The sequence below is a fragment of the Pseudomarimonas arenosa genome, assembly GCF_014841215.1.
In the GTDB taxonomy this organism is placed as follows: domain Bacteria; phylum Pseudomonadota; class Gammaproteobacteria; order Xanthomonadales; family Xanthomonadaceae; genus Pseudomarimonas; species Pseudomarimonas arenosa.
In genome coordinates, this window is record NZ_JACYTR010000010.1 from 36,387 (window position 1) to 58,399 (window position 22,013).

The following is a 22,013-nucleotide window of genomic DNA, read 5'->3' on the forward strand; positions in this document are numbered from 1 at the left end:
CAGGCTGAGCGTTAGACCGTGTCGCGCCATGTGCGGATGGTCATGGCAAGCGCTTCTCGCTCAGCGGGCAGCCAGCTCGAACGGCAGCTCCATGGTGACCTGGAATCCACCCTCGGGGCCGTTCCCGGCCGAGAACGACTGCCTCTCACCATACAGAACGCGCAGCCGGTCACGGGTGTTGTCGAGCCCGACGCCGTGGCCGTCGCCACGCGGCTTTGGACCGTTCTCGCCACACCCCGGCCCATCATCGGTCACTTGCAGCAGCAGGCGCGCCCCCTGCCGTCTGGCCTTGATTCGCAGCCGACCACCTTCAACCCGCTTGGCGACCGCAAACTTGATCGCATTCTCGATCAGCGGCTGCAGCAACAGGCTCGGCATCAGGGCCTCCTGGCAGTCATCGCTAACATCGAGTTCCAGTCTGAGTCGCTCGGCGAAACGGACCTTTTCAATATCGAGATAAAGCCGTATCGCCTCCAGTTCCTGTCGCAGACTGACCTTCTGCATCGGGTCGTTGTCCAGCGAGTGACGCAGGAAGGAGGAGAGCCCTTGCACCATGCGATTTGCCGTCGGCGTGTCGCGGTCAAGAATCAGGGTCGAAATCGCATTCAACGTGTTGAACAGGAAATGCGGATTGAGCTGGTAGCGCAGCATCTTCAGCTGTGCCTGGTGGGCCATCGCATTGGCCTCCAGCGCCTGCCGGGTCTGCAACTGCAACTCACGATAAAAGCGCAAGGTGATGTAAAGAAAGGCCCAGGCCAGAATCAGGTAGGTGTAGCTGACCATGGCGCCGAGCCAGAAGCTGACCGTGCCGCTTTCCTTCTTCATCATCTCCGGCTCGGCCAACGACCAGGTATAGGCCAGGGTGATGCTCATCAGACCGCCGACCACGGCACAGGGCAGCAACATGGCGATGGCGAGCGGTAGCGGCGACAATCCGCGCCACAGGCGCAGCAGATAGCGCAAGCCCAAAGTGCCGACAAAGCCCACGAGGTAGACCGGCAGGGTGACATGCCAGGCATCGAAGTCGCGACCATTGACCAGGGCAGTGAGGTAGCTGAACAGCGAAACGCCCAACCAGCCGCTGATCTGCAGTTGCCAGAACAGTCGATTCGAATTGGCGGTGGCGAAGTCGAAGTGCAAGGGCCTGTACCGATTGCTGGGGGCAGTGAGACTATCGCGTCCAGGTCGATCTACCACGGCCCGCGCCAGGCTGCAGGCGAAGTGACGTGTTGATCGAGCCCCTGGATGGGCAGTCCCGGCGCATGTCGTTCAAGATGGCTGGGTCGCACCATCCTGAGTGAAATGCTATCGCGTGAAACCACTCTGCGGGCATCGCCCCGGCGCGGCGCGGCGTCGACCGATCGCAGCTGGGCCGCGCCAAGCGCTCAGCCGACGCCAAATCCGCTGCGCCCCTTCACTTCGATTTCATCGCGATCAATCGAATTCACCTGCGAAAACGGCGGCCCCTGTTGCAACCAAGCAGCCAGTTCAGTGATGGCCCGCGGTTCGCCCTCGGCCACCACCTCCACCCGGCCATCAGGCAGGTTGATCGCATGGCCGCTCAAGGCCAGTCGCTGCGCTTCGCGCCGCGTCGCCGCCCGGAAGCCCACGCCTTGCACCCGTCCGCTGAGCAGAAAGCGCGCAGCGGCTGGCTCAGACTGTGCAGAATCACTCATCGCCGGCTCCTCCTTCGCTGGCCGCCTTGCGCGCCATGTCCAGATCCTTCCCGGTGATGGGCCCGACAAAGCGCTTGGCTACCGCCCCATCCGGTCCCAGCAAGATACTCAAGGGCAAGCCACGCGGCACGTCCCAGCCGGCCGGCGGCGCATACACGTCGACCAGGGCGATCGGGTAGCTGACTGGCCGGGTCTGGAGAAACGCCTGCAGCTCTTCCGCCGTGGTCTCTTCAAAGGCAAGGCCGATGATCTGCAGGTCGGCGTTGGCTTGGTCGTAGTGGTCAAGCTCAGGCATCTCCTTCAGGCATGGCGCACACCAGGTCGCCCAGTAGTTCACCAGTACCCACTGGCCGCGCTTGGCAGCAAGATCGAACTCGCCGTGGGCCAGGGTGTTGATCTTGAGCTCTGGCGTGGTGCCGACCTCCTGAGCCGACACCGACAAGCCGAACATCAGCAAGATCAGACTAAACAGACGCATCATCACGGGGTACCTCGGAATCATCGGAATCGATTGGCATCAGCAGGGTAGCAACCGACTGCTCAAGAGTGGGAGAAAGCTGCGCTTTCAAGGTTTCGGCCAGACCTAGCACCCGCCGCCCGATAGCATCCTCCACCCCCACCCGTCCTGGTGGCTGCAAGGTGATCGGGACCGCAAGTGCCAGATGCACATCGGCCAAGGACAAGGCGTGCGGATCGCGGGCCAGCATCCAGTCCCCGTCTTCATTGCGCTGAAAGATCTCGCTCCGAGTCAGTCGATCGAGCAGTTGCACCAAGGTGTCGTCATCGATCGCTTTCTCGATCTGGCGTAGCGTTTCCAGACTTAACGAGCCACCTCGCGCCTGCGCCTCGAGCATGCGACTGACCAGGCGCAGACCGGCCATCCATTCGGCGGCCTTCGGCAGCCGCGCCGAGGCCGGCTGGAAACGGAACGAAGAAAGCGAAGCAGCTATCGAAGCGCCGAGCAACACCACCGCCCAGGACAGGTAGATCCAGACCAGAAAGATCGGCAACACCGCCAAGGCGCCATAGATCTGCTGGTAGGTCGGAACCTGACGTAAGTAGAAGCCAAGCCCAGCCTTGGCGGTTTCGAACAGCAGGCTGGCCAGCACGCCGCCAATCAGAGCGTGGCGCCAGGACACGCGATGATTGGGAATCAGCATGTAGGCAAGAGTGAAGGCGCCCAGCTCGACCGCAAAGGGCAGCAGCCGAATCAGCATTTGGCTGACGCCGGAAATCGGCGTTTCGGCCACCCAGGGCAACGCGAATATCCAGGAACTCAGAGCCAGACTCGATACCACCAGCAACGGCCCCAGGGTCAGCGCGGTCCAGTACACCATGAAGCGTGACATCGGCTTGCGTGCCACCGAGACCCGCCAGATCCGGTTGAGGGTGTCCTCGACGCTGACCATGATGAACAGGGCCGAGAGCAGCAGCGCGAGCAAACCGGTGGTGGTGAGCTGCTGCGCGCTGTCGGCAAACTCTCGCACGTAGTTCTCCACCACGCGCGCCGCGCCAGGCACGAAGTTGGTGAACAGAAAGTCACTTAGCGTGTCGCTCCACTGGTCGAATACCGGGAACGCGGCCAGAATGCCAAACACGGCCAACGACAGCGGCACGATGGCGAATACCGTGCCGTAGGCCAGCACGGCGGCGCTCTCAAAGCAGCGGTCTTCGACAAATCGTCGCCAGACGAACTGCGAAAATGCTTGAATGCGCTCGCGAGCGTGTGGCGGCGGAATCCACCACGGCCGTTGCTGGGTCATCACGGCTCCAGGTCTGGGGTTTCAACCATTGTGCCTGCAAGTCGCGTAGCATCGCTGCCCGCGCGGCGGATTCACAATCGCCGAGGGACAATCGATCAGGAGTGTGGTGTGAACGAGGTGCTGATTCTCTACTACAGCCGCGGCGGCAGCGTGGAAGCCCTGGCACGGCAGATCGCCCGCGGCGTGGAGAGTGTGGAGGGCGTCTGCGCCAGGCTGCGCACGGTGCCGGCGATCGGCCCGGTGAACGCCGAGCGCCAGGCAGCGGTGCCCGAAGACGGTGCCCCTTATGTCGATCGACGCGATCTCGCCGAATGCAGCGGCCTGGTGCTCGGCAGCCCAACCCGCTTCGGCAATATGGCGGCAGCGCTGAAGCAGTTCCTTGATAGCACCGGCGCTGAATGGGCCTCGGGCACCTTGATCGGCAAGCCAGCCTCGGTGTTTTGCTCCACCGCATCGCTGCACGGCGGCCAGGAAAGCACCTTGCTGTCGATGATGCTGCCCTTGTTGCATCACGGCATGCTGATCGTCGGCCTGCCCTACAGCGAGCCTGGACTCAACGCCACGCGCAGCGGCGGCGGGCCCTATGGCGTCAGCCATTTCGCAGGTCAGGCCGACGACCCGACGCTGAGCGCCGACGAGATCGCCTTGGCGCGAGCGCAAGGGCGGCGAATGGCCGAGTTGGTGCGGCGCCTGGAGGACAGGCCATGACCTATCGGGCGATGGTGGCGCTGAGCCTGATTGCGCTGATTGCCATTCAGGCAGCGTGGCAACTGGCTTTCGAGAGCAGCGCGCGAGTCTTTTGGCTGTTGTTCGGACTGGCGCCCTTGCTGGCTTGCCTGACGGCCCTGGCACTGCGCAGGCCGACCGCGCTGTTCTGGTCCGGCGTGCTGGCCCTGCTGTACTTCTGCCACGGCGTGATGGAGGGCTGGACGGTGACCAGCGACATCCGCTGGCTGGCGGTCCTGGAAGCGGCCGTGGCGATGACCCTGGTGCTGGCCGTTGGTGCCGACGGTTTGGCGCGACGTCGAGCGCAGCGGGCCAAGCCCGGCCCCTTATAATCGATGCCTTGCGCTAGGCGCCGCTCCCGGCGCCCTGCATCAGACTGCGAGCCCGCAATGAGCCCGATGAATGAACTTTGCATCGTCACCACTGGCGGTACCATCGACAAGATCTACTTCGACGACAAATCCGACTACCAGATCGGCGAGCCACAGATTGGTCGAATGCTGAACGAACTGGGCGTCGGCTTTCGCTTCAGCGTGATTCCGATTCTGCGCAAGGACAGTCTGCATATCCAGGAGGAAGAGCGCGCCCTGATCCGCAGCACCATCGCGGCACAGCCGGCAGCGCATGTGCTGGTGACGCATGGCACCGACACCATGGTCGACACCGCCAAGGTACTGGCCGATATCGAAGGAAAGACCATTGTGCTGACCGGCGCACTGAGCCCGGCTCGCTTTCGTGGTTCGGATGCCGAGTTCAATATCGGCTGTGCAGTGGGCGCGGTGCAAAGCCTGCCGCCCGGGGTCTACATCGCGATGAATGGACGGATTTGGGACCCAACCCGCGTACGCAAGAACGTGGCGGCCAACCGCTTCGAGGCCAACGACTGAAACAACGCCCCGAACACGGGGCGTTGTCTGTCTGTGCAGACCGCCTCGATCACTCGACGGCCCACTTCAGCGAAGCGCGTCGGATCGACGCTGAAAGAACACCAGGCCGGCGCTCTTTCAGCATCCAGCTCAGATCAGAACGTCATGCTCCAGCTGTTGATGTAGCCAATGTCGCCACCAGCGTTGTCGTTGACTCGCAGCTTCCAGGTACCGTTTGCCACTTCGCCCGACAGATTGACCGTGTAGGTCTTGACGATATTGTCGGCGCTGCCGCCGGAGCGGTTATGCAGCACGTACACGCTGCCATCCGGCGCGATCAGATCGACCTTCAAATCGCCGATGTAGGTGTGCACGATATTCACCGCCACTGCAGTGGAACTGCTGGCGTTGCCGCTGCGACCACTGATGGTGATCGGACTCTCCACCGTAGTGTTGTCACGAATCTGGTAGTCAGTGGTGTTCTGATAGGTGGTGCCACCACCGCCGCCGCCCGAACCGGTGCGGTAGCCGGCCTTGGTGGTGGCGCCGGTGCTGCCTGGATCAAGCCAATTGCTAAGACGGGTGCTATTGCTGCCGCCACCGGTCCACGACACCGACAACTTGCCGTAGTAGTCAGCCAGATTGTTGCCGCAGGCCGCCGAGCCGCCATGCAGTTGGCCGACGATCAGCTTGTTCTGATTCCACAGACCAGACCCCGAAGAACCGCCCTCGGTGGTGCCTTCATCCCAGTCGCTGACTTTCCAATGCGTGGTGCCCGAGCCACCGCCATAGGCCGTGGTCGACAGCCCCTGGTTCTCCACCGAGATGCGCTTCTCGTGACCCTGCGGATGGTGAATGCCAACAGCGGAACTCGGTGTGGTGCCGCTGCGATCCCAGCCGGAGAAGTACGGATTGGCGCCGCTCGGCACCGCTGACGACAGCTGCAGCAGGGTGAAATCGCTGGCCGAACGGGTGGCACGCAAGGTGCTGCCCGACTGCGAGTGGGTGGCAATGCTCTTCGATAGCGGGGTGCCGCTGGAGCTGGAGCCCGGGGTTCGGCAGGTTGAGCTCTGGTAGTTCCAGTAGACCACGATGGAGCTGGCCACGGTCTGCGAGCTGATGCAGTGGTTGGCGGTCAGGAAGTACGGCGTGGTGGTATTGCCGGTGTTGGCCAGCAGGGTTCCGGTACAGACGTAGGAACTGCCGCCCTGACTGAACGTGTATTGGCCCACCGAATCAATCTGATCGCGCCAGTTGTTGCCGGTCGGACAGATGGTGTCGACATTGCACGAGCCTGACTTTTGCATCGGGTCGGCATTCTCGAACAGGCCGCGATATCCGTGCGTCACAGCGCCGAGTTGCAGCTGCACCTGCGAGCGCTCCTGCTTCGACACCAACACTTCGAGGGTGGCTTTCTCACCGGCCACGTAGGGCGACCAGAACTCGCCGCCGCTCACCTCGGCGGAGGAAATCTCACGCAGATTCTGTTCGCCTTCACCGCGAATGGTCAGCGTCGCACTGGCCGGCAGGCTCAGCTTGCTGAAGTGGAAGTCCATGCTACGGGCCGCCGGCGCGACCAGTTCGACGCTCCATTTCCAATGATTCTTGCCGGCCTTGCTCCAGCGACCAAAGCCACGTTCACCCAAGCGCATGCCTTCGACCGGAATTTGCACGCCGTAGCGATAGGCGCCGCCTACGCTCTTGGCATCTTCCATCTTCAACTTGGCAAGATCGGGGGCCGGCAGAACAACGCTTTCACCAAGCGAGAAAGCAGATTCGGCGCTATTGAGAGGGCCAGCCTGGGCAACAGAACAGAACGCAAGGGCCAGGGCGGCCGCCATGGGGGCTACAGCTACACGCATCACAACACTCCTGCACAAAGGGGGGTTCTGCACGTCGAGCGACGCGCAGGCGATACATCAGCTACAACGAAATCAGGAACGCCGAGACCGCCCGAGCAGGCCATCTCATCGACGATTGATCAAAGACATCAGCTCGCTTGCACGGCATCGACTGCCACGTCAACGCGTGCGCTTGGAGATCCTCAGCAAACCGGGCCGACCGCATCCATCGTGCGCAGCCGTCCACGCTCCTTGCGTGGAACCGACAACAACTCGGGTAAGGCGCTGCGGGCACCAGACCGGCTCTGCCACGCTTTCGCCGCGTCCCCGTGAGCGAAAGTGGTTGCGAAGCTAAACCCCGTTCAGCTGGCGGTCAATATTGCATTGCACCAAGGAGCAGCAGCCTGGCCGTCCACCAATATATTCAGTGAGTTAGGCGCAAAAATCAGGGTGATATTAACGTGAAGATTGCGCGTGAAATCATAATTTCATGCGCTGGATCACAGTTTTCCCAGCACCAAGTTTGGGCGGCCTGCGCCCCAATGTGACAACACGGTGTCAGCGGTCGAAATTTTCCGACGAACGGTAGCGCCTGATCACAGCATCCCAGTTTCGAGACGTGCTGCCTCACTCATCATGGTCTGATTCCAGGGCGGATCGAACACCAGTTCGACGTCTGCTTCGGCCACGGTGGGAATGATCTCCAGCTTGCTGCGCACGTCATCGACCAGCACCTCACCCATGCCACAGCCTGGCGCGGTGAGGGTCATCTTGACGCAGATCTTGCGCTTGTCCGGGGCCTGGCTCTCGACCTTGCATTCGTACACCAGCCCGAGCTCGACGATATCGATCGGGATCTCCGGGTCGAAGCAGGTGCGCATCTGCTTCCAGGCCATCAACTCGACGTCCTCATCGCCTGCCCCTTCGGGCAGGGTCGGTACTTCGGCACATTCCTTGCCGATGGCATCGGCATCCTTGCCGGCGACCCGAAACAGGTTGCCCTCAACGAATACGGTGAAGCTGCCGCCCAAGGCCTGAGTGATGTAACCGACACTGCCGGCCGGCAAGGTGACCTGATCACCCTGCGGCACCATGACCACGTCGCAATCGCGTTCGAAGCGAATCGGTTCTGAAGCTCGGCTATATCCCATCATGCGCTGGCTGGAGGCTTGGTCTGGCGTAAAGCGCTATTCTAGCCGGCCCTCGTCCCACGCAGATGAAAATGCTTTCAGCAAGTTGCCAGCAGGGGTCGCCGCAGGCGGCCCGGATGCGCGATTCTCGACCCGCTACGGCGCGTCACGGATGACCTCGTTGCTGAAACCGCAGCCCAAGGCCACTGCCGCCTGGCTGCTGACCCTGGTGGCGCTGGCAGCGATCGCCGGCATGTCGGCGATCTGGGCCGGAGCGGCCTCGCTCAGCGGCGGCAATGCCGGCTGGATGAGTCTGATCGTGGCACTGGATGCCGTGCTCCTGCTCTACCTGGCCGGGCAACCCGGCGGCCAGCGGCGCATCCTGTGGGCGCTGGCGATCACGTTGGCCACCGTGCTGGCCGCCGCCGCTCTGATCGCCGCGGCCAAGATCGGGGCCGGCCTGGGCCTGCGGCCGGCGGAAAGCCTGGGCCGGATGTCGCTGAATCTGGTGCTGCTCTACTGGCAGGCCAATCTTGGCTGGATCGAGCTGTGCTGGGTGGCGGCGGGCTGCGCGCTGGCGGCTCGGGTGGCGCGCTGAGTTTAGCTCGCTCAATCCGCCTGGCGCTCTTCCCGCTTGGCCTCGTCCCACAATTGATCCTGCGCTTCCAAGGGTAGCTGGCAAAGCTGCAGGCCGCGCTGCTCGGCCAATACCTCCATACGCCGGAACCGCCGCTCGAACTTGGCGTTAGCGCGACGCAGGGCACGGCCGGGATCGAGCTTGGCGTGACGGGCCAGATTGGCGGCAACGAACAGCACGTCACCCAGTTCGTCTTCCAGCCGGGACTCTACCGCCGCTCGCTGCGCTGAATCGACTGCCTGGTCCAGGGCCTCGAACTCGGCCTTCAGTTCCAGCAGCTCCTCACTCAGCTTGGCGAACACCGGATCGACATTCGGCCAGTCAAAGCCGACGCTGGCGGCGCGCTTTTGCAGCTTGGTGGCGCGCATCCATTCGGGCAGACCGCGAGCGATCCCGGCCAGCACCGAGCGATCACCACTGCCGGCGCGCTCAGCGGCCTTGCTGGCCTCCCAGGCCCGCGTCTGCGCCTCGGCATCGGCCACCGAGGCGCCGGCAAACACATGCGGATGCCGGCGAATCATCTTGTCATTGATCGCCTCGGCCACATCACGCAGCGCAAACGCGCCCTGCTCTTCGGCCATCCGGGCATGAAACACCACCTGCAGCAACAGGTCGCCCAGTTCGTCGCGCAGCTCAGCCAGATCACCGCGCTCGATGGCGTCGGCGACCTCGTAGGCTTCTTCGATCGTATACGGCGCGATACTGGCAAAGTCCTGCTGCACATCCCAGGGGCAGCCACGCTCGGGGTCGCGCAGGCGGGCCATGATGCCGACCAGGGTCGACAAAGCACGCAGGGTGGCCGGATCGGCACTGGCCAGCGCAGCGATCAGTTCAGTCTGGTTGGCGCAGTCACTCATCGATCCAGTCCCGCCAAGGCAGCTGAGGATCACCCAGGGCCAGGAAATCGCTGTTCAGCAGTGACTCCTTGCAGTTGTAGCGCAGTGCCTGACCCGAACAGTCGATCACGGCACCACCGGCCTCTTCCAGCACGCACTGCGCGGCCGCGGTATCCCATTCCGAGGTTGGCCCAAAGCGCGGATAGAAATCGGCCCGCCCCTCGGCCACACGACAGAACTTGAGAGAGGACCCGAGCCCGACCTTTTCGTGCGCGCCGATTCGCGCCAGCAAGGCCTCGGTGCGCGCATCCAGATGCGAGCGACTGGCACAGACCCGCAGCGGTGTGCCCGCCGGACGCGTGCTCATCACCCGCACAGCCGGCTGATCATTCGCTTGCACGAACGCGCCCTCGCCGCGAACGGCGTGGGCAAGATAGTCGAGCACCGGGGCGTACACCACACCCAGGATCGGTGAGTGATCCTCGATCAGGGCGACGTTGACGGTGAATTCTCCGTTGCGCTTGACGAACTCGCGAGTGCCATCCAGCGGATCGACCAGCCAATAGCGCCGCCAGCCCTGGCGCTCTGACCAGGGTATCGTCGCTGATTCTTCTGACAACACCGGCAAGCCGCTGGGCAAGGCCGACAAGCCCTGCACCAGGATATGGTGGGCGGCGCGATCGGCGGCAGTCAGCGGCGAACGATCATCCTTGTGCTCGACTTCGAAGTCCTCGGCATAGACCTGGAGAATCGCCTTGCCGGCCTGCCGCACCAGGTCGATCACCGCCTGCAGTTCCGCTGTCGCCATCCTTATTCCTTGTTCGGTCGTCGCGCCAGATACTCGCGTGCAATGAACAGCCCGGCCAACGAACGCCCCTCGGAGCAATCGTCGCGCAGCATCAGCTGGTCAAGCTGGTCGAGCCGCCAAGGCACGACGTCAAGTGGCTCGGGTTCGTCGCCTTGCAGCTTTTCCTGGTACAGATCCTCGGCCAGCACCAGCCAGGTCTGATGGGCCATATAGGTCGGCGCCATGGTCAGCGGCCGCAACACTTCCAGTTTGCGCGCACCAAAGCCAGCCTCTTCCTTCAATTCGCGATTGGCCGCTTCGATCACGGTTTCACCCTCGTCGATGCGACCTTTGACCAAACCCAGTTCATAGCGATGCAGACCACAGGCGTATTCACGCACCAATAGGGCGGTGTCGGCATCGCGCATCGGCACCACGATCACCGCGCCGAAGCCGCGTGGCGCACTGCGCTCGAACACCCGCCGCGCACCGTTGGAAAACTGCAGGTGGACGCGTTCTGCGCGCACCCGTCCGCCTTGCTCGATCGGCTCGACCGACAGGATGCGCGGCAGTTCACGCACCGCGCCAACCCCGCAGTTGGTCCAAGGCCAAGGCGTGCAGGCTGGGCACCCCAGCCAGCACGGAGCGCGTCTCGAGATCAAGCTCGGCGCCATCAAGATCGGTGAACACACCGCCGGCCTCACGCACGATCACTGCCAATGCCGCGATGTCCAGTATGTTCAGATCAGACTCGATCACCAGATCCAGCGAGCCGCCAGCCAGCAGATGATAGTGGTAGAAATCTCCATAACCACGAATTCGGTTGCAGGCCTGAATCAAGCGACCGAGGGTGTTCCAGCCTGGGCCAGCGGTCAAGGATTTCAGATTTCCGGTGGAGATGGTTGCCTGGTCGAGGCGCTCGATGCCGGACACCTGCACACGCCTGCCATTGAGGAAGGCGCCGCCGCCGCGGCGGGCGTAGGCCAGGTCACCGAAAGCGCTGGCTGAAGAAACGCCAAGCACCAGCTCACCGTGCACCATCAGGGCGATCTGCGTGGAGAACATCGGGTAGCCGCGAACAAAGCTCTTGGTGCCGTCGATCGGATCCACCAACCAGAGAAACTCGCTCTCACCTTGCCGCCCCTGCTCCTCGCCAAAAATTGCGTGATCGGGAAAGGCTTTGGTCAGATGAGTGCGAATGACCTGCTCGCTCTCGAGGTCGGCGCGGGTCACCGGGCTTTGATCAGACTTGAACTCCACCGCCAGATGCTGATCACGGTAGTAACCTGCGATCACCGCAGCGGCAGCGGCCGCCGCATCGCGCGCGACTTGCAAGGCATGCTCAAGGAAAGCGTCGTCCAGGGTCATCGTGGACATCACCTGAGTGGCAGCAACCGACCGCTGACCTTCAGGATCGAGCTACCGTCGGATTGTTGTTCGCCAATCCAGCCGAGCGCCTTGATCACATCGGGATTGCCATCGCGAGCGGCCAGAATCGCTTCCGCCTCGTAACCCGTCGCGCCCAGTTCGAAGGTACCTTCCAGGCTCAGATTGCCGCCGTTGTCTCCCAGCACGCCATTGATCTTCCCGCCCGGCACACTGCGAAACTCTGCGTTAAGATCGCCGAACGATGCGGCCGCTTCGCCAGCCACGGCAGCGTTGCGCCAGATGGCCTTGCCGTCGAGTTGCTGCGGATAGCCCATCACCAGCTTGACGTCAGTCAGCTGCACTTCCACCTTGCCCACTGGCAGCAACCCAGGGATATCCAGCGCCGGATTGAGCAATTCAGCTGGGAACACCAGCCGCAGGTCCTTGAACTCGCCGCTCAGCGGCCCCGTAACATGAAGTTTGGACTCGCCTTCAAAGCGATCGCCCAGCAACCGGACCTCGCCAATCAGTGCCGAGTGCAGCAGGCTGCGCGGGCTGATCGACCAACCCAAGGCGCCCAGATGTTGATTGCGCACACTGAAGCGAGCTGCCTGACCCTTCCAGATCGTTCCTGTCACCTCTTCAAGTTTCACTGCTCCGAGTCTGGGGGAAAGCCATTCGACCGCGGTACGCGCCGGGAACAAGGCCACGACACCCGCCGCCACCAGCATCAGCACGACAAGAAGAATCAGCACGTTGCGGATAAATTTCATAGAAACAGTCTATCGACAGTGGGAGGAATGGCGATATCGCTTGCGGCCATCTGTTGAGAACATCAGCCTGGCTCGCTGAGGGTGAGGCGCGCCTCGACCAGGCCAACCCCCTCGGAGCGCCGGATCGACAGTTCTTCTACGCGAATCTGGTAGCGCTGGGCCGTTGGCTGCAGCCACTCCATCAGACGATCGAACGGCGCGCCCTGAAAATACACCCGGACCTGCCGCTGATTGACCGGCTCGACGCGCAGCAGCACGCCGCCTAGGCCGGCCTCGCGCGCTCCGCTGTCGATCCGCGCCAGCAGGGATCGGTTGTCGCCATGGGCCGACGGCGAGGCGGCAATCGGTCCGTTGGCCAGCGCATCACGCATGAAGGCCCAGGCACTGTCGGCCGCTTCGGCGCGGGTGCGCCAGGCGTCACGATCGCGGCCCAAGGGAATCCACAGCGCTCCGTACAGCAACAATGCCAGCGCCAGAAAACCGCCCCAGCGCAGCATCCGCTGGTCGCGCTCGGACAGGTTCTGCCACCAGCCGATCATCCGCCCACCTCACTGATGCGCAGCCGCGCTTCCACGCCGCGACTGCCAGGCGTGGCCGCGGTCAGCTCGGCTTGCAGACCAGGTACGGTCAAGATGCGCTCGCGCAGGGTATCGAGGGTTTCCACGTCGGGCCCGAACACGGTGAGTTCCATCACGCCGCCGCGGTACTCCAGTGCCTCGAGTTGCAGCGCGCTGCTGCCCACCAGCAAGGGCGCCAGACGCCCCAGCAGGGCCAGGGCATCATTGGAGCCTCCCTGCGCTCCCAGCGCGGCGCGCAACTGCGCCACCGGATCAACGATGCGCTGAACATCCGGCACCGCCTGGCGCAGCATCTGCTCCATCTGGGCCTGGCGTTCCTCAACATGGCGTTTGAGCATGGAGCGCTCGATCAGCAGCTGACCGAAGGCCAACAGCACGGCCGCCGCCGCCACGCCCGCGGCCCAGCGCCACCCCGCCTGCCAGGCCGCGCTACGAGCAGGGGGAGCAAACCGACCTTGCAGCAGATTGGGGCTGTCCTTGCCGGGCAGATGCGCCGCCATCCAAGCCAGCACGGGTCGGGTCAGACGCTCTCCGTCGCTGCGTTCGGCGTCAGCATGGAACCAGTGAATCGTGGTCGTTGCTGCGGCGTGATCAAGCCAGCTGGACATGGCCGACTGCTCCAGGCTCAGGGCCCGACAGCGACCCAGACGCACGGTGGCGCGCCCCGCCTCCAGCAGACCACAGCTCTGCTCGGCCCGGTACGGCAAGCATTGCGCCTCCGAATACATCGCATCCAGGGCGAAGCCATTCTGCTTGGCCTGATCGAGAATCGTCTGCAGCTGGTGCCGCGCGACCACGGCGACCGACACACTTTCGGCACTGCCCGGCTCAGCAAAGGCCACATGCTGGGTTTCGATCGGCGCCACCACGGCATCTTCGATCGCATACGGAAGCGCCTTGGCCAACTGCGCCGAACTCTTGGCCACGCGCGGCGATTCCAGCAACAAAACTTGATCGGCCGGCAGAATTCCGATGCAGCGCTCAGCCGCCCGCTCGGGCCAACCGGCCTGTGGACCTGCGATAACCGCTCCGTCGCGCCCCAGGCTGAGCCATTCGGTACTGCCATCGGCGCGCCAGCGGATGAGGTGTCGATCGAGCATGAGCTAAGGCGGTGATGGGGACTGGCGAGTGTAGCGCATCCCTACCATGCGCCCCGCAACCGGGCCCAGGTCTGCGATCCGCGCTGCTCGCGACGAATCAGCGCGCTGTATTGAAACGGCAGGCCATCAACGTCGACTTCGGCACGCAGCAGGACGAATCCACTGGTGGTGCCCAAGCCTTCGCCCGCCACTGCTGGCAACTGCAGCCGGAGCAGCGCCTGCTCCACCGCAGGCCAGGAGTCGTAACTGGCTTTGCCGTCTTGCCAGAGCTGACGCGCCAGCGACTCGGTGATGCGCTCATCCAGGCTCATCCAGACCGCCAGGCTGGCGAAATTGAGGTTGAGATCGACCGCCTCAGGCAGGGCGCAGACATGCGGCCGCAACGTCTGATAGGTCTTGGCATCCACCCCTGCCACCAGTCGCAGCTCGGAGATGTGCGCCATCGGACGATTGGCGCTGCGATAGGCTGGCGTCTGGGCCAGATAGGCCAGATCCTCGGCCCCCTGGGGACGTGGCGCATTGTCCGGGTCAATCCAGTCGATCACTCGATCAGCCAGATTCTCATTGAGTTTCAGCACCTGCAGCAGGCGCTTGAAGCGCCGCACCTGGATGCCGACCGGCTGACCATCGGCGAACAAGCGATTGAGATCAATACATCCCGTTTGATCGAACACCTGGCCCGAAAGCTGTCCACCAGGAACCGGCAGTGGCGGTATGGCCAAGCTCCAGGCCTCGCCGTAATGGTCGCTGCCGCCGGCGCTGTTCCAGTCCTTGTCGAGCTGGGTCAGGGCCCAGTACTCGGCACCCAGGGCCAGCTGCCAGGTCTGCTCGGCGCGCAAGCTGTTGCGGCTGCGCGCTCTGGACTGCTCGCCACGATCCAGCATGGCGGCAATCAACACGGTGGCCAGGGCCACCACCAGCAAAGCGGCCAGCAGGGCAACGCCGCGCTGTCGGCGATGACGGCAGCTCACGGCGCCAGCACCGGCGGACGAGCAGCGATTTCGAAGATCCGTTCGATCTGTCCAAACTTGCTGTGCTGGAATCGCACGCGCACGGCACGCGGCATTGATTCCGCACTCTGTCCCAGCTGCGGCCAGCGATCCGTCCAGCGCAGATCAGCGGCCAAGGCCTCGATACGCAGTCCGTCCACATCTCCCAATACCACCAGGGGCTCGTCGCTGGGGCTGTCCGCCGCGTCAAGCTGCAGCGCCGACTGGCGCAGCAGGTCGCCATCGCGCCAGCGCCAATCGACTCGCTGCAACTCGGCGCGACTCGCCGCCAGGGCATTGGCGTATCCGCCACGTGTCAGCGCCAGGCGCCCGCCTTCCAGCGCCAGGGCCGGGAGGCGCTGACCATATCGATCTTGAACAGGTCGATCCACTGCCGAACGAAGGTCTCGCTCCAGCAAGCCAACGGCAAACTGCAGTCGCGACAATGCATCGGCCTCCTGATCGAGCTGGCGTCGCGACTGCACAATGCTGTTCAAGCCGCCATAGGCCAGGGCCATCGCCAGCGCAAACACCGCCACAGCGACCATCACTTCGATCAGGGTGAAGCCGCGCGAGCGCTTCATCGGTGGTAGAAGCCGGTCAAGGTGGCGGCCGGCGTGCCGTCACTGCCCTGCTCTGGGTAGACGCGCAGGTCCAGGCGCAGCAGTTCGATTTCGTCGGTCGGGCGCACATCCAGCTGCCATTGCCAGTCCTGCTGTCCCATCTGCGCCCGGCCCTGGGCGTGACCGCTGGACGGCAGACGGCGATGCAAGCGGATGTCTGCCAGCGTGTTGGCAGCTACCCATTGCGCCAGACTGGCCTGTCGCTGCGCGGCCAGCGCTCGCGCTTCCAGACCGGCCAGTCGAATCATCGCCACCAGTGCCAGAGCCAGCACCAGCAAGGCCACCATCACCTCCAGCAAGGTGAAGCCGACGGACCGGCTATGGCGCATCGAACGGCTCCATCGCTACTCGCCCATCCAAACGGCCCGTTAAGCGCCAGGCAAACTCTTGCCCCGCTGCACCGATTCGCAGCTCAAAAGGACTGAGCTCCCCCGACGACAGGCACAGCAGTTGTGGCCGTTGCGCCTCCTGCTCGGACGCCGGCTCGGACTCGAGCGCACGGCCATCGCGACGCAATTCCAATCGCAGCGCCTCACCCAAGTCGCGAGGCCGCAGTTCCTCGCTTGGCTGATCGGCCATTGGCTGCCACCCCTGCGGGCGCTGGTAGCCAAACAACCAACGCCCATCGATCAGACTGAAGCCGATATCAACGCCGGTCACCGCTGCCCGTTCACAGGCCAACAGAATCAGTGCCTGAGAGCGCCGTGCGGCATCTTCCACGGCGCGCTCGCTGCCGCTGGACATGCGCAATACAACCGCGCCCAACACCACACCGACGATCACCATCACCACCAGCAGTTCGATCAGGGAGAATCCGCGCGTGTGTCTGAGCATGGTCAGGCCTGATCAACGCCGCAGTGATCAGTTGCCCCAATTGCCGATATCGGCGGCGATCCCCTCGCCACCCGGCTGCCCATCGGCACCCAACGAGTAGATATCGATCTCGCCACGTTGACCCGGGCTGAGGTAGCGGTATTCGTTGTCCCAGGGATCTTTCGGCAGACGCGGCAGATAGCCGCCCTGACGCCAGTTCGGCGCTGGCGGACTGCCGCCGGGTGCGCTCACCAGTGCCTGCAGCCCCTGATCCGTCGAGGGATAGGCGAAATTGTCCAGGCGGTACATGTTCAGCGCGGTGGCGATGGCATCGATATCCTGCTTGGCGCGCGTGACCCGGGCCTTGTCAGGTTCGCCCATGAAGTTGGGCGCGACCACGGCGACCAGGATGCCGATGATCACCACCACCACCAGGATCTCGATCAAGGTGAAACCACGCTGAGCGCTGCCGAGAGCGCGGCGCTGTACAGCAAGCGACGCAGAAACCATCATTCGCATACCTCCGGAACCGAAGCGGAATGGTAGCAAGGCGTGAACAGGAAGACATGGCGCGATCGCGATCTGGCGGTGCTTTGGCATCCCTGCACGCAAATGCAGGAGCACCTGGACGGCGCCCCCTTGATCACCATACGTCGCGGCCAGGGCGTGTGGCTGGAGGATTACGAGGGCAGACGCTATCTCGATGCCGTCAGCAGTTGGTGGACCAATCTGTTCGGTCATGCCGAGCCGCGGATCGCCGCTGCGATTGCCAGTCAGGCACAGCAGCTCGAGCAGGTGATCCTGGCCGGATTCAGCCACGTGCCTGCCATTGAGCTTGCCGAACAGCTGCTGGCCTTGGCGCCGTCGGGCCTGTCCAAGGTGTTCTTCGCCGACAACGGCTCGGCGGCAGTGGAAGTAGCGCTGAAGATGAGCTACCACGCCCACCTCAACCGCGGCGACACGCAGCGAACACGCTTCATTGCCCTGCAGAACAGCTATCACGGCGAGACCCTGGGCGCGCTGGCGGTGACCGATATCCCGCTGTATCGCCGTACCTATGCACCGCTGATGATGCAGCCAGGCTTTGTGCCCAGCCCCGACGCCTGGTTGGCCGAGCCGGGCGAAAGCGCGGAGGACCGTGCCGAGCGAGCCGCCCAGGCACTGGCCGAGGTGCTGCAACGCCAAGGCGAACAAACGGCTGCCTTGATTATCGAGCCACTGGTCCAATGTGCCGCCGGCATGCGCATGCACAGCCCGCTCTATCTGCGTCGCGCCCGGGAACTCTGTGATCGACACGGAGTTCACCTGATCGCCGACGAAATTGCCGTCGGATTCGGTCGCACCGGTAGCCTGTTCGCCTGTGAACAGGCGGGCATCAGTCCTGACCTGATGTGTGTTTCCAAGGGCATCACCGGCGGGTTCTTGCCTTTGGCGGCCACCTTGGCCACGGAGGCGATCTATCAGGCATTTCTGTCCGATCGCCGCGACCGCGCCTTCCTGCATTCACACAGCTACACCGGCAACCCACTGGCCTGCGCGGCGGCGCTTGCTTCGCTACAGATCTTTCGTGACCAGGATGTACTGGGAGCCAACCGGCAGCGGGCCGCGGCACTGGCGCGGGCGGCGGCGCCGATGGCCGAGCTGCCGAAGGTCGGGGAAGTCCGCCAGCGCGGCATGATCGTGGCGTTCGAACTGGTCGCCGACCGTGCCAACAAGACGCCGCTGCCGACCGTCGGTCGCTACGGGCAGCAGATCTACCGTGCCGGCCTCGAGCGTGGCGTGTTGCTGCGGCCACTGGGCGATGTGATCTACTGGATGCCGCCCTACTGCATCAGCGAAGATGAGATCGGCCATCTGGGCAAAGTGACGCAAGACGCGCTGCGGGTGGCCTTCAGCGCATAGTGCCGGTCACAGCACTGCGCACTGCGCTCAATCGCCATCGTGTATCCGTTGCAACAGGGAGAATGCCATGCGAACGATTCGCAGCTTTACCGAACAAGCGCTGCCGATCGGCACCGAGGTTGAGCTTGAAGGACATGCCGCGCAGCATCTGGTCAGAGTGCTGCGTCTGCGGCCCGGTGATGCGGTGGTGCTGTTCAACGGCGATGGCCATGATTATCGGGCCACCCTCAGCCAGGTCGGTAAACGCGGCTGCAGCGCCATGATCGAGAGTGCGCAGGCGGTACACAACGAGTCTCCGCTGCGCCTGCACTTGCTGCAGGCGATTGCGCGTGGCGAGAAAATGGATCTGATTCTGCAGAAGGCCACCGAACTCGGCGTCAGCGAGATCACCCCGATCGTCACCGAGCGCACCGAAGTGAAGCTCGATGCTGAAAGGAGCGAAAAGCGGCTCGCACACTGGAACGGCGTGCTGCGCTCGGCCTGCGAACAATCCGGCCGCACTCGGGTTCCGCTACTTAACCCACCGATTGGCCTGGGGCACTGTCTGGCCGACCTGGCGCCGGCGCAGCGCGCGATTCTGCATCCGAAAGCCGAGCAATCGCTGAGCGAACTGCGGCCTGATCGCGACTGCGCTGTGCAGTTGCTGATCGGTCCGGAGGGCGGGCTATCCGAGCGCGATCTGCAGGCAGCTGACGTGGTGGGCTTCAGGCGCTATCGACTGGGGCCACGAATTCTGCGCACTGAAACGGCCGGACTGGTCGCTCTGGCCGTGCTGCAGGCCAAGGCTGGAGATCTGGCGGCGTAGAGAGGCTCAGGCGCTGCCAAGCACCTCGGCCAGGCGGCCTTCGATTCCCTCAAGGTCGGGCACATAGGCCTGATCGTCACGCAGCATCACGCGCATGCGAGCGCCGGTCGGCAGCGCCTCGTCGGTCGGCGCATCGAGAAGTTCAGCAGCCGGCACCGTGGTCAGGCGCGGGAATCCCTGCGTCACCATGCAGAAATACGGCAATTTCGGATTTCCGGACAGCGCCTTGAATACCGCGACCTTGGCGCCAGACTCGGTTTCCTTTTCGGCGAATCCGGCTAATCGGGAAAAGGAAATCAGCGGAATGCGCCAGCCGCGCCAACGCAGGCGACCGAGCAGCCAGGCTGGCGCATCCGGCACCACTTCGGGCTCGGAAAAGGTGATCACTTCGGCCACCGTGGCATTCGGCAGCAACAAGCGGCCGTTGGTTACCGTGATCATCACGCCCCGGATGTCTGCGACTTTCTTTTCCATCGTTCCTTCACCTAGGGTTCTGTCCGGGCCGCCGATGTCAGCGTCTATCCGGCTGCATACTTTTGCACGATGCGCTCGGCCAACTCGCGCGGCGTGCCGACAAATTCCACTACGCCTCGAGCCAGGGCACCGTCGACCATTGAACTCACAACACAGCTTGCCGGTGACTGCGCCCACACTTCGCCGCCCTTGCGGGTGACTTCAGCGGCGCCTTCCACGCCATCACCGGCCATGCCACTGAACACGATCGCGGTAACCTTGGGACCAAACTGCGCGGCCACTTCGCGCAGCAGATCGTCGATGCAGGGCTTGTAGCGCGGTGGCTCGCTGTACTCGAATGATTCGATCCTTCCGTCCTGGGCGATGCTGTAGACCTTGCCCGATGGCACCACAATAACGTCGCCATTGCTGACTGCATCGGCGCCACCTTCGGCCACCCGCACCGTAAGCGGCGTGACCTTTTGCAGCTGTTGCGCCAGGCGACCGAAAAAGCCGCTTTCCAGATGCTGCGAGAGCAAGAACAAGGCAGGGAAATTCTCCGGAATGCCGGAGAGGAAGGTGCGCACCGCATCGGGACCGCCGATCGACGCCGCCAACACCACCACCCGCGAGATACCGGCCACCGGCTTGATCGGCCTGGGCGCGTCAGTAACCGCCACTGCCTCCGCTTCGCTGCCTTCCTCGGTCTCTTCCGCCAACGGCTCCAGGCTCAGATTGAGGCTGTCGAAATCGTAGTCTGAACTGGCCGCTTTCTGCGGCGCCGTCGGCGTCGAGATGTCGGCGTCGAGGTCGAGCAGCGACAGCTCACCAAAGCCCACGCTGGCGGCCTGCTTCCTGGCCGTGGGTGGCTCAGGTACGGCGGTCGGCGGCGCGGCTTCAGCAGCGGGCTCGCTATCCAGACTGACCTCCAGCCCGGCATCCAGGTCGGTGGAAAAATCATCGACCAGCTGACCGTTCTCGCTTCCCGCACTCAGTGCATCGAATTGAGCTGCCAGGGCCGCCACATCCTCGTCCAGACTGAGATCGCCGTCATCATAGTCATCGGCGGACAGTGACGGCCGCTGCGTCTGATCGACTTCAGCACCGGCATCGAAGTCGAACTGATCAAGCTCATTGAGCTCACCAGCACCGGCGTCCACAGAGAGGCCCGAGTCGTCACCCATTTCCAGCCCGATATCCAGGCTCTCAGTGGCGATCGGATCCAACGGGGCCTCACCCTGCTCGATGTCCTCAGCCAGATCATTCAGTTCCGCCTCCAACTCACCGAGTTCCAACACGGTGGTCGGTTCATCCGGGCCAAGGCGCCGGGGCAGCGTCGAGTTCAGCTCGGCCTCGGAATCGAACTGATCGATGGACAGCTCGTCGACTTCGATCGAATCCTCGACGGGCTCTGCTGCAGCGGCCGGCGAAGGCAACTGCTGGTCAGCGGCTTTGGCGGCAGCGCTCAAGGCCTGCTCAAGATCTTCGCGTGACAACACCACGGTGGGCTCGTCGGGCCCCAGCCGCCGCGGCACAGCGCCTTCCTGCTCAGCCGCCGGATCAAGTCCGGGTCGGCTTCCCGCCTCGATACCGGACAGCGCACCTTCGATTTCACCGACATCGAGACTGAAGCTGTCGAGCTGTTCTTCGCCGAACGGCCGCACAACACTCACTTCCAGCGGCGCGTCATCGATCTGCGGCTCATCATGCATCGGTTCACGCTCGATGCTGCCGACCGCCAGTTCGTCGCCGTCCGGCTCGGCCGGCTCACGCTCAAGTTCAATCTGTACAAGCTCGGTGTCGGTGTCCTGGTCCGGCGCGGGTGAGCGCGCCGTGCTCTCGATGATCTCGATTCGCGGGCTGCTGGGCACACCTTCCGAACTCGCAGCGGCCTCGGCATGCACGCGCTCAAACTCCTGCTGCCCGGCTTCCTGTATCTCAACCCGCGGCGCGCCGGGTTCGATTGACAGTTCGCGCAGCGGCAGCAACTCGGCGCCCGGCGGCGGCGGTGGCGTGCTGTCGCCATCACCGACGACCTTGGCGACCAGATGTCTTGCCCAACGTGCCAGATCCCAACCGGCCAGCTGACCGGTAGTCTCCGATTCGTTGAACACCACCCGCACTTCCGGATCGGCCATCAACTCGTCGAGTTGATCAAGCGCGTCTTCGCTGCCGGGGTCGAGGTTGACGATGATGGTGGCCGCATCACAGGCGCGCAGCTCTTCCAGCCGCAGACCGGCCAGATCGCGCTCCAAGGCGACTTCAGCGCCGGCATCGACCAGCGCCGCACGCAGCTGCGCGCGAACCTGGTCCTCACGTCCGAGCAGGGCAACTCGCGACATCGCCG

The 22,013-nt window shown here is 63.7% G+C and carries 26 protein-coding genes; 6 read left to right on the plus strand and 20 right to left on the minus strand.

Annotated features, from left to right (window positions below):
* Window positions 1-60: 60 nt before the first annotated feature.
* The 4 genes from IFO71_RS07290 to IFO71_RS07305 form a co-directional block, all read right to left on the minus strand.
* Window positions 61-1,140, minus strand: a complete 1,080-nt coding sequence (locus IFO71_RS07290) for a sensor histidine kinase (RefSeq protein ID WP_192028890.1) — start codon at window positions 1,138-1,140, stop codon at window positions 61-63.
* A gap of 245 nt (window positions 1,141-1,385) precedes the next feature.
* Window positions 1,386-1,676, minus strand: a complete 291-nt coding sequence (locus IFO71_RS07295) for an acylphosphatase (protein WP_192028891.1) — start codon at window positions 1,674-1,676, stop codon at window positions 1,386-1,388.
* Complete coding sequence (locus tag IFO71_RS07300; protein WP_225444467.1) at window positions 1,669-2,157, minus strand: TlpA family protein disulfide reductase; 489 nt, start codon at window positions 2,155-2,157, stop codon at window positions 1,669-1,671. The genes IFO71_RS07295 and IFO71_RS07300 overlap by 8 nt, the downstream gene beginning before the upstream one ends.
* Entirely contained in the window at window positions 2,141-3,439 is a 1,299-nt protein-coding gene (locus tag IFO71_RS07305; protein WP_192028892.1) for a YihY family inner membrane protein, read from the minus strand. Before IFO71_RS07305 ends, IFO71_RS07300 begins: the two co-directional genes overlap by 17 nt.
* Before the next feature lie 108 nt (window positions 3,440-3,547).
* Here IFO71_RS07305 and wrbA point away from each other — a divergent pair, with 108 nt between their 5' ends.
* The 3 genes from wrbA to IFO71_RS07320 all read left to right on the plus strand — a co-directional run bounded on the left by wrbA (window position 3,548) and on the right by IFO71_RS07320 (window position 5,052).
* A complete protein-coding gene (gene wrbA / locus IFO71_RS07310) occupies window positions 3,548-4,147 on the plus strand; it encodes an NAD(P)H:quinone oxidoreductase (RefSeq protein ID WP_192028893.1) in 600 nt (199 codons plus the stop codon).
* Window positions 4,144-4,497 carry a DUF2069 domain-containing protein gene (locus IFO71_RS07315; protein ID WP_192028894.1) on the plus strand — a complete coding sequence of 118 codons (354 nt, stop codon included), beginning with the start codon at window positions 4,144-4,146 and terminating at the stop codon, window positions 4,495-4,497. Before wrbA ends, IFO71_RS07315 begins: the two co-directional genes overlap by 4 nt.
* Before the next feature lie 66 nt (window positions 4,498-4,563).
* Window positions 4,564-5,052: an asparaginase domain-containing protein gene (locus IFO71_RS07320; RefSeq protein ID WP_192028981.1), complete on the plus strand. Its 489-nt coding sequence runs from the start codon at window positions 4,564-4,566 to the stop codon at window positions 5,050-5,052.
* A 134-nt stretch (window positions 5,053-5,186) separates the two neighbouring features.
* Here IFO71_RS07320 and IFO71_RS07325 read toward each other — a convergent pair whose 3' ends face one another.
* Window positions 5,187-6,893, minus strand: coding sequence for a proprotein convertase P-domain-containing protein (locus tag IFO71_RS07325; RefSeq protein WP_192028895.1), 1,707 nt, complete (start codon window positions 6,891-6,893; stop codon window positions 5,187-5,189).
* A 575-nt stretch (window positions 6,894-7,468) separates the two neighbouring features.
* A complete protein-coding gene (sufT, locus tag IFO71_RS07330; protein WP_192028896.1) occupies window positions 7,469-8,026 on the minus strand; it encodes a putative Fe-S cluster assembly protein SufT in 558 nt (185 codons plus the stop codon).
* A 148-nt stretch (window positions 8,027-8,174) separates the two neighbouring features.
* Here sufT and IFO71_RS07335 point away from each other — a divergent pair, with 148 nt between their 5' ends.
* Entirely contained in the window at window positions 8,175-8,600 is a 426-nt protein-coding gene (locus IFO71_RS07335) for a hypothetical protein (protein WP_192028897.1), read from the plus strand.
* A gap of 11 nt (window positions 8,601-8,611) precedes the next feature.
* On the opposite strand, the gene mazG is transcribed toward IFO71_RS07335, so the two are convergent.
* The 12 genes from mazG to gspG all read right to left on the minus strand — a co-directional run bounded on the left by mazG (window position 8,612) and on the right by gspG (window position 17,019).
* Window positions 8,612-9,496, minus strand: coding sequence for a nucleoside triphosphate pyrophosphohydrolase (gene mazG / locus IFO71_RS07340; protein WP_192028898.1), 885 nt, complete (start codon window positions 9,494-9,496; stop codon window positions 8,612-8,614).
* Window positions 9,489-10,283 (minus strand): 3'(2'),5'-bisphosphate nucleotidase CysQ, encoded by a 795-nt coding sequence (gene cysQ / locus IFO71_RS07345; protein ID WP_192028899.1) that lies wholly within the window; start codon window positions 10,281-10,283, stop codon window positions 9,489-9,491. Before cysQ ends, mazG begins: the two co-directional genes overlap by 8 nt.
* Window positions 10,284-10,285: 2 nt before the next feature.
* Window positions 10,286-10,825, minus strand: a complete 540-nt coding sequence (gene nudE / locus IFO71_RS07350) for an ADP compounds hydrolase NudE (protein ID WP_425502878.1) — start codon at window positions 10,823-10,825, stop codon at window positions 10,286-10,288.
* Between the two features lie 10 nt (window positions 10,826-10,835).
* Window positions 10,836-11,630 carry an inositol monophosphatase family protein gene (locus IFO71_RS07355; RefSeq protein WP_192028901.1) on the minus strand — a complete coding sequence of 265 codons (795 nt, stop codon included), beginning with the start codon at window positions 11,628-11,630 and terminating at the stop codon, window positions 10,836-10,838.
* A gap of 8 nt (window positions 11,631-11,638) precedes the next feature.
* A complete protein-coding gene (locus IFO71_RS07360; RefSeq protein ID WP_192028902.1) occupies window positions 11,639-12,403 on the minus strand; it encodes a type II secretion system protein N in 765 nt (254 codons plus the stop codon).
* A 62-nt stretch (window positions 12,404-12,465) separates the two neighbouring features.
* Window positions 12,466-12,942 carry a type II secretion system protein GspM gene (gene gspM / locus IFO71_RS07365; protein WP_192028903.1) on the minus strand — a complete coding sequence of 159 codons (477 nt, stop codon included), beginning with the start codon at window positions 12,940-12,942 and terminating at the stop codon, window positions 12,466-12,468.
* Entirely contained in the window at window positions 12,939-14,081 is a 1,143-nt protein-coding gene (gspL, locus tag IFO71_RS07370) for a type II secretion system protein GspL (RefSeq protein WP_192028904.1), read from the minus strand. The genes gspM and gspL overlap by 4 nt, the downstream gene beginning before the upstream one ends.
* Window positions 14,082-14,122: 41 nt before the next feature.
* On the minus strand, window positions 14,123-15,052 hold the full coding sequence (gspK, locus tag IFO71_RS07375) for a type II secretion system minor pseudopilin GspK (RefSeq protein ID WP_192028905.1): 930 nt from the start codon (window positions 15,050-15,052) through the stop codon (window positions 14,123-14,125).
* Entirely contained in the window at window positions 15,049-15,654 is a 606-nt protein-coding gene (gene gspJ, locus IFO71_RS07380; RefSeq protein WP_192028906.1) for a type II secretion system minor pseudopilin GspJ, read from the minus strand. The genes gspK and gspJ overlap by 4 nt, the downstream gene beginning before the upstream one ends.
* Window positions 15,651-16,022, minus strand: coding sequence for a type II secretion system minor pseudopilin GspI (gene gspI, locus IFO71_RS07385; protein WP_192028907.1), 372 nt, complete (start codon window positions 16,020-16,022; stop codon window positions 15,651-15,653). The genes gspJ and gspI overlap by 4 nt, the downstream gene beginning before the upstream one ends.
* Window positions 16,012-16,527: a type II secretion system minor pseudopilin GspH gene (gene gspH, locus IFO71_RS07390; protein WP_192028908.1), complete on the minus strand. Its 516-nt coding sequence runs from the start codon at window positions 16,525-16,527 to the stop codon at window positions 16,012-16,014. Before gspH ends, gspI begins: the two co-directional genes overlap by 11 nt.
* Before the next feature lie 27 nt (window positions 16,528-16,554).
* On the minus strand, window positions 16,555-17,019 hold the full coding sequence (gene gspG / locus IFO71_RS07395) for a type II secretion system major pseudopilin GspG (RefSeq protein WP_269749969.1): 465 nt from the start codon (window positions 17,017-17,019) through the stop codon (window positions 16,555-16,557).
* Between the two features lie 39 nt (window positions 17,020-17,058).
* On the opposite strand from gspG, the gene bioA reads away from it, so the two are divergent.
* Together bioA and IFO71_RS07405 are read left to right on the plus strand one after the other, a co-directional pair.
* Window positions 17,059-18,408: an adenosylmethionine--8-amino-7-oxononanoate transaminase gene (gene bioA / locus IFO71_RS07400; RefSeq protein ID WP_192028909.1), complete on the plus strand. Its 1,350-nt coding sequence runs from the start codon at window positions 17,059-17,061 to the stop codon at window positions 18,406-18,408.
* A 67-nt stretch (window positions 18,409-18,475) separates the two neighbouring features.
* Window positions 18,476-19,213, plus strand: a complete 738-nt coding sequence (locus IFO71_RS07405; protein WP_192028910.1) for a 16S rRNA (uracil(1498)-N(3))-methyltransferase — start codon at window positions 18,476-18,478, stop codon at window positions 19,211-19,213.
* Between the two features lie 6 nt (window positions 19,214-19,219).
* Here the strand turns inward: IFO71_RS07405 and IFO71_RS07410 are convergent, their stop codons facing one another.
* Together IFO71_RS07410 and IFO71_RS07415 are read right to left on the minus strand one after the other, a co-directional pair.
* Complete coding sequence (locus IFO71_RS07410; RefSeq protein WP_192028911.1) at window positions 19,220-19,687, minus strand: chemotaxis protein CheW; 468 nt, start codon at window positions 19,685-19,687, stop codon at window positions 19,220-19,222.
* 44 nt (window positions 19,688-19,731) lie between these two features.
* The gene (locus tag IFO71_RS07415) at window positions 19,732-22,008 is read right to left on the minus strand and encodes a chemotaxis protein CheB (protein ID WP_192028912.1); all 2,277 of its coding nucleotides are present in this window, start codon (window positions 22,006-22,008) and stop codon (window positions 19,732-19,734) included.
* Window positions 22,009-22,013: the final 5 nt, after the last annotated feature.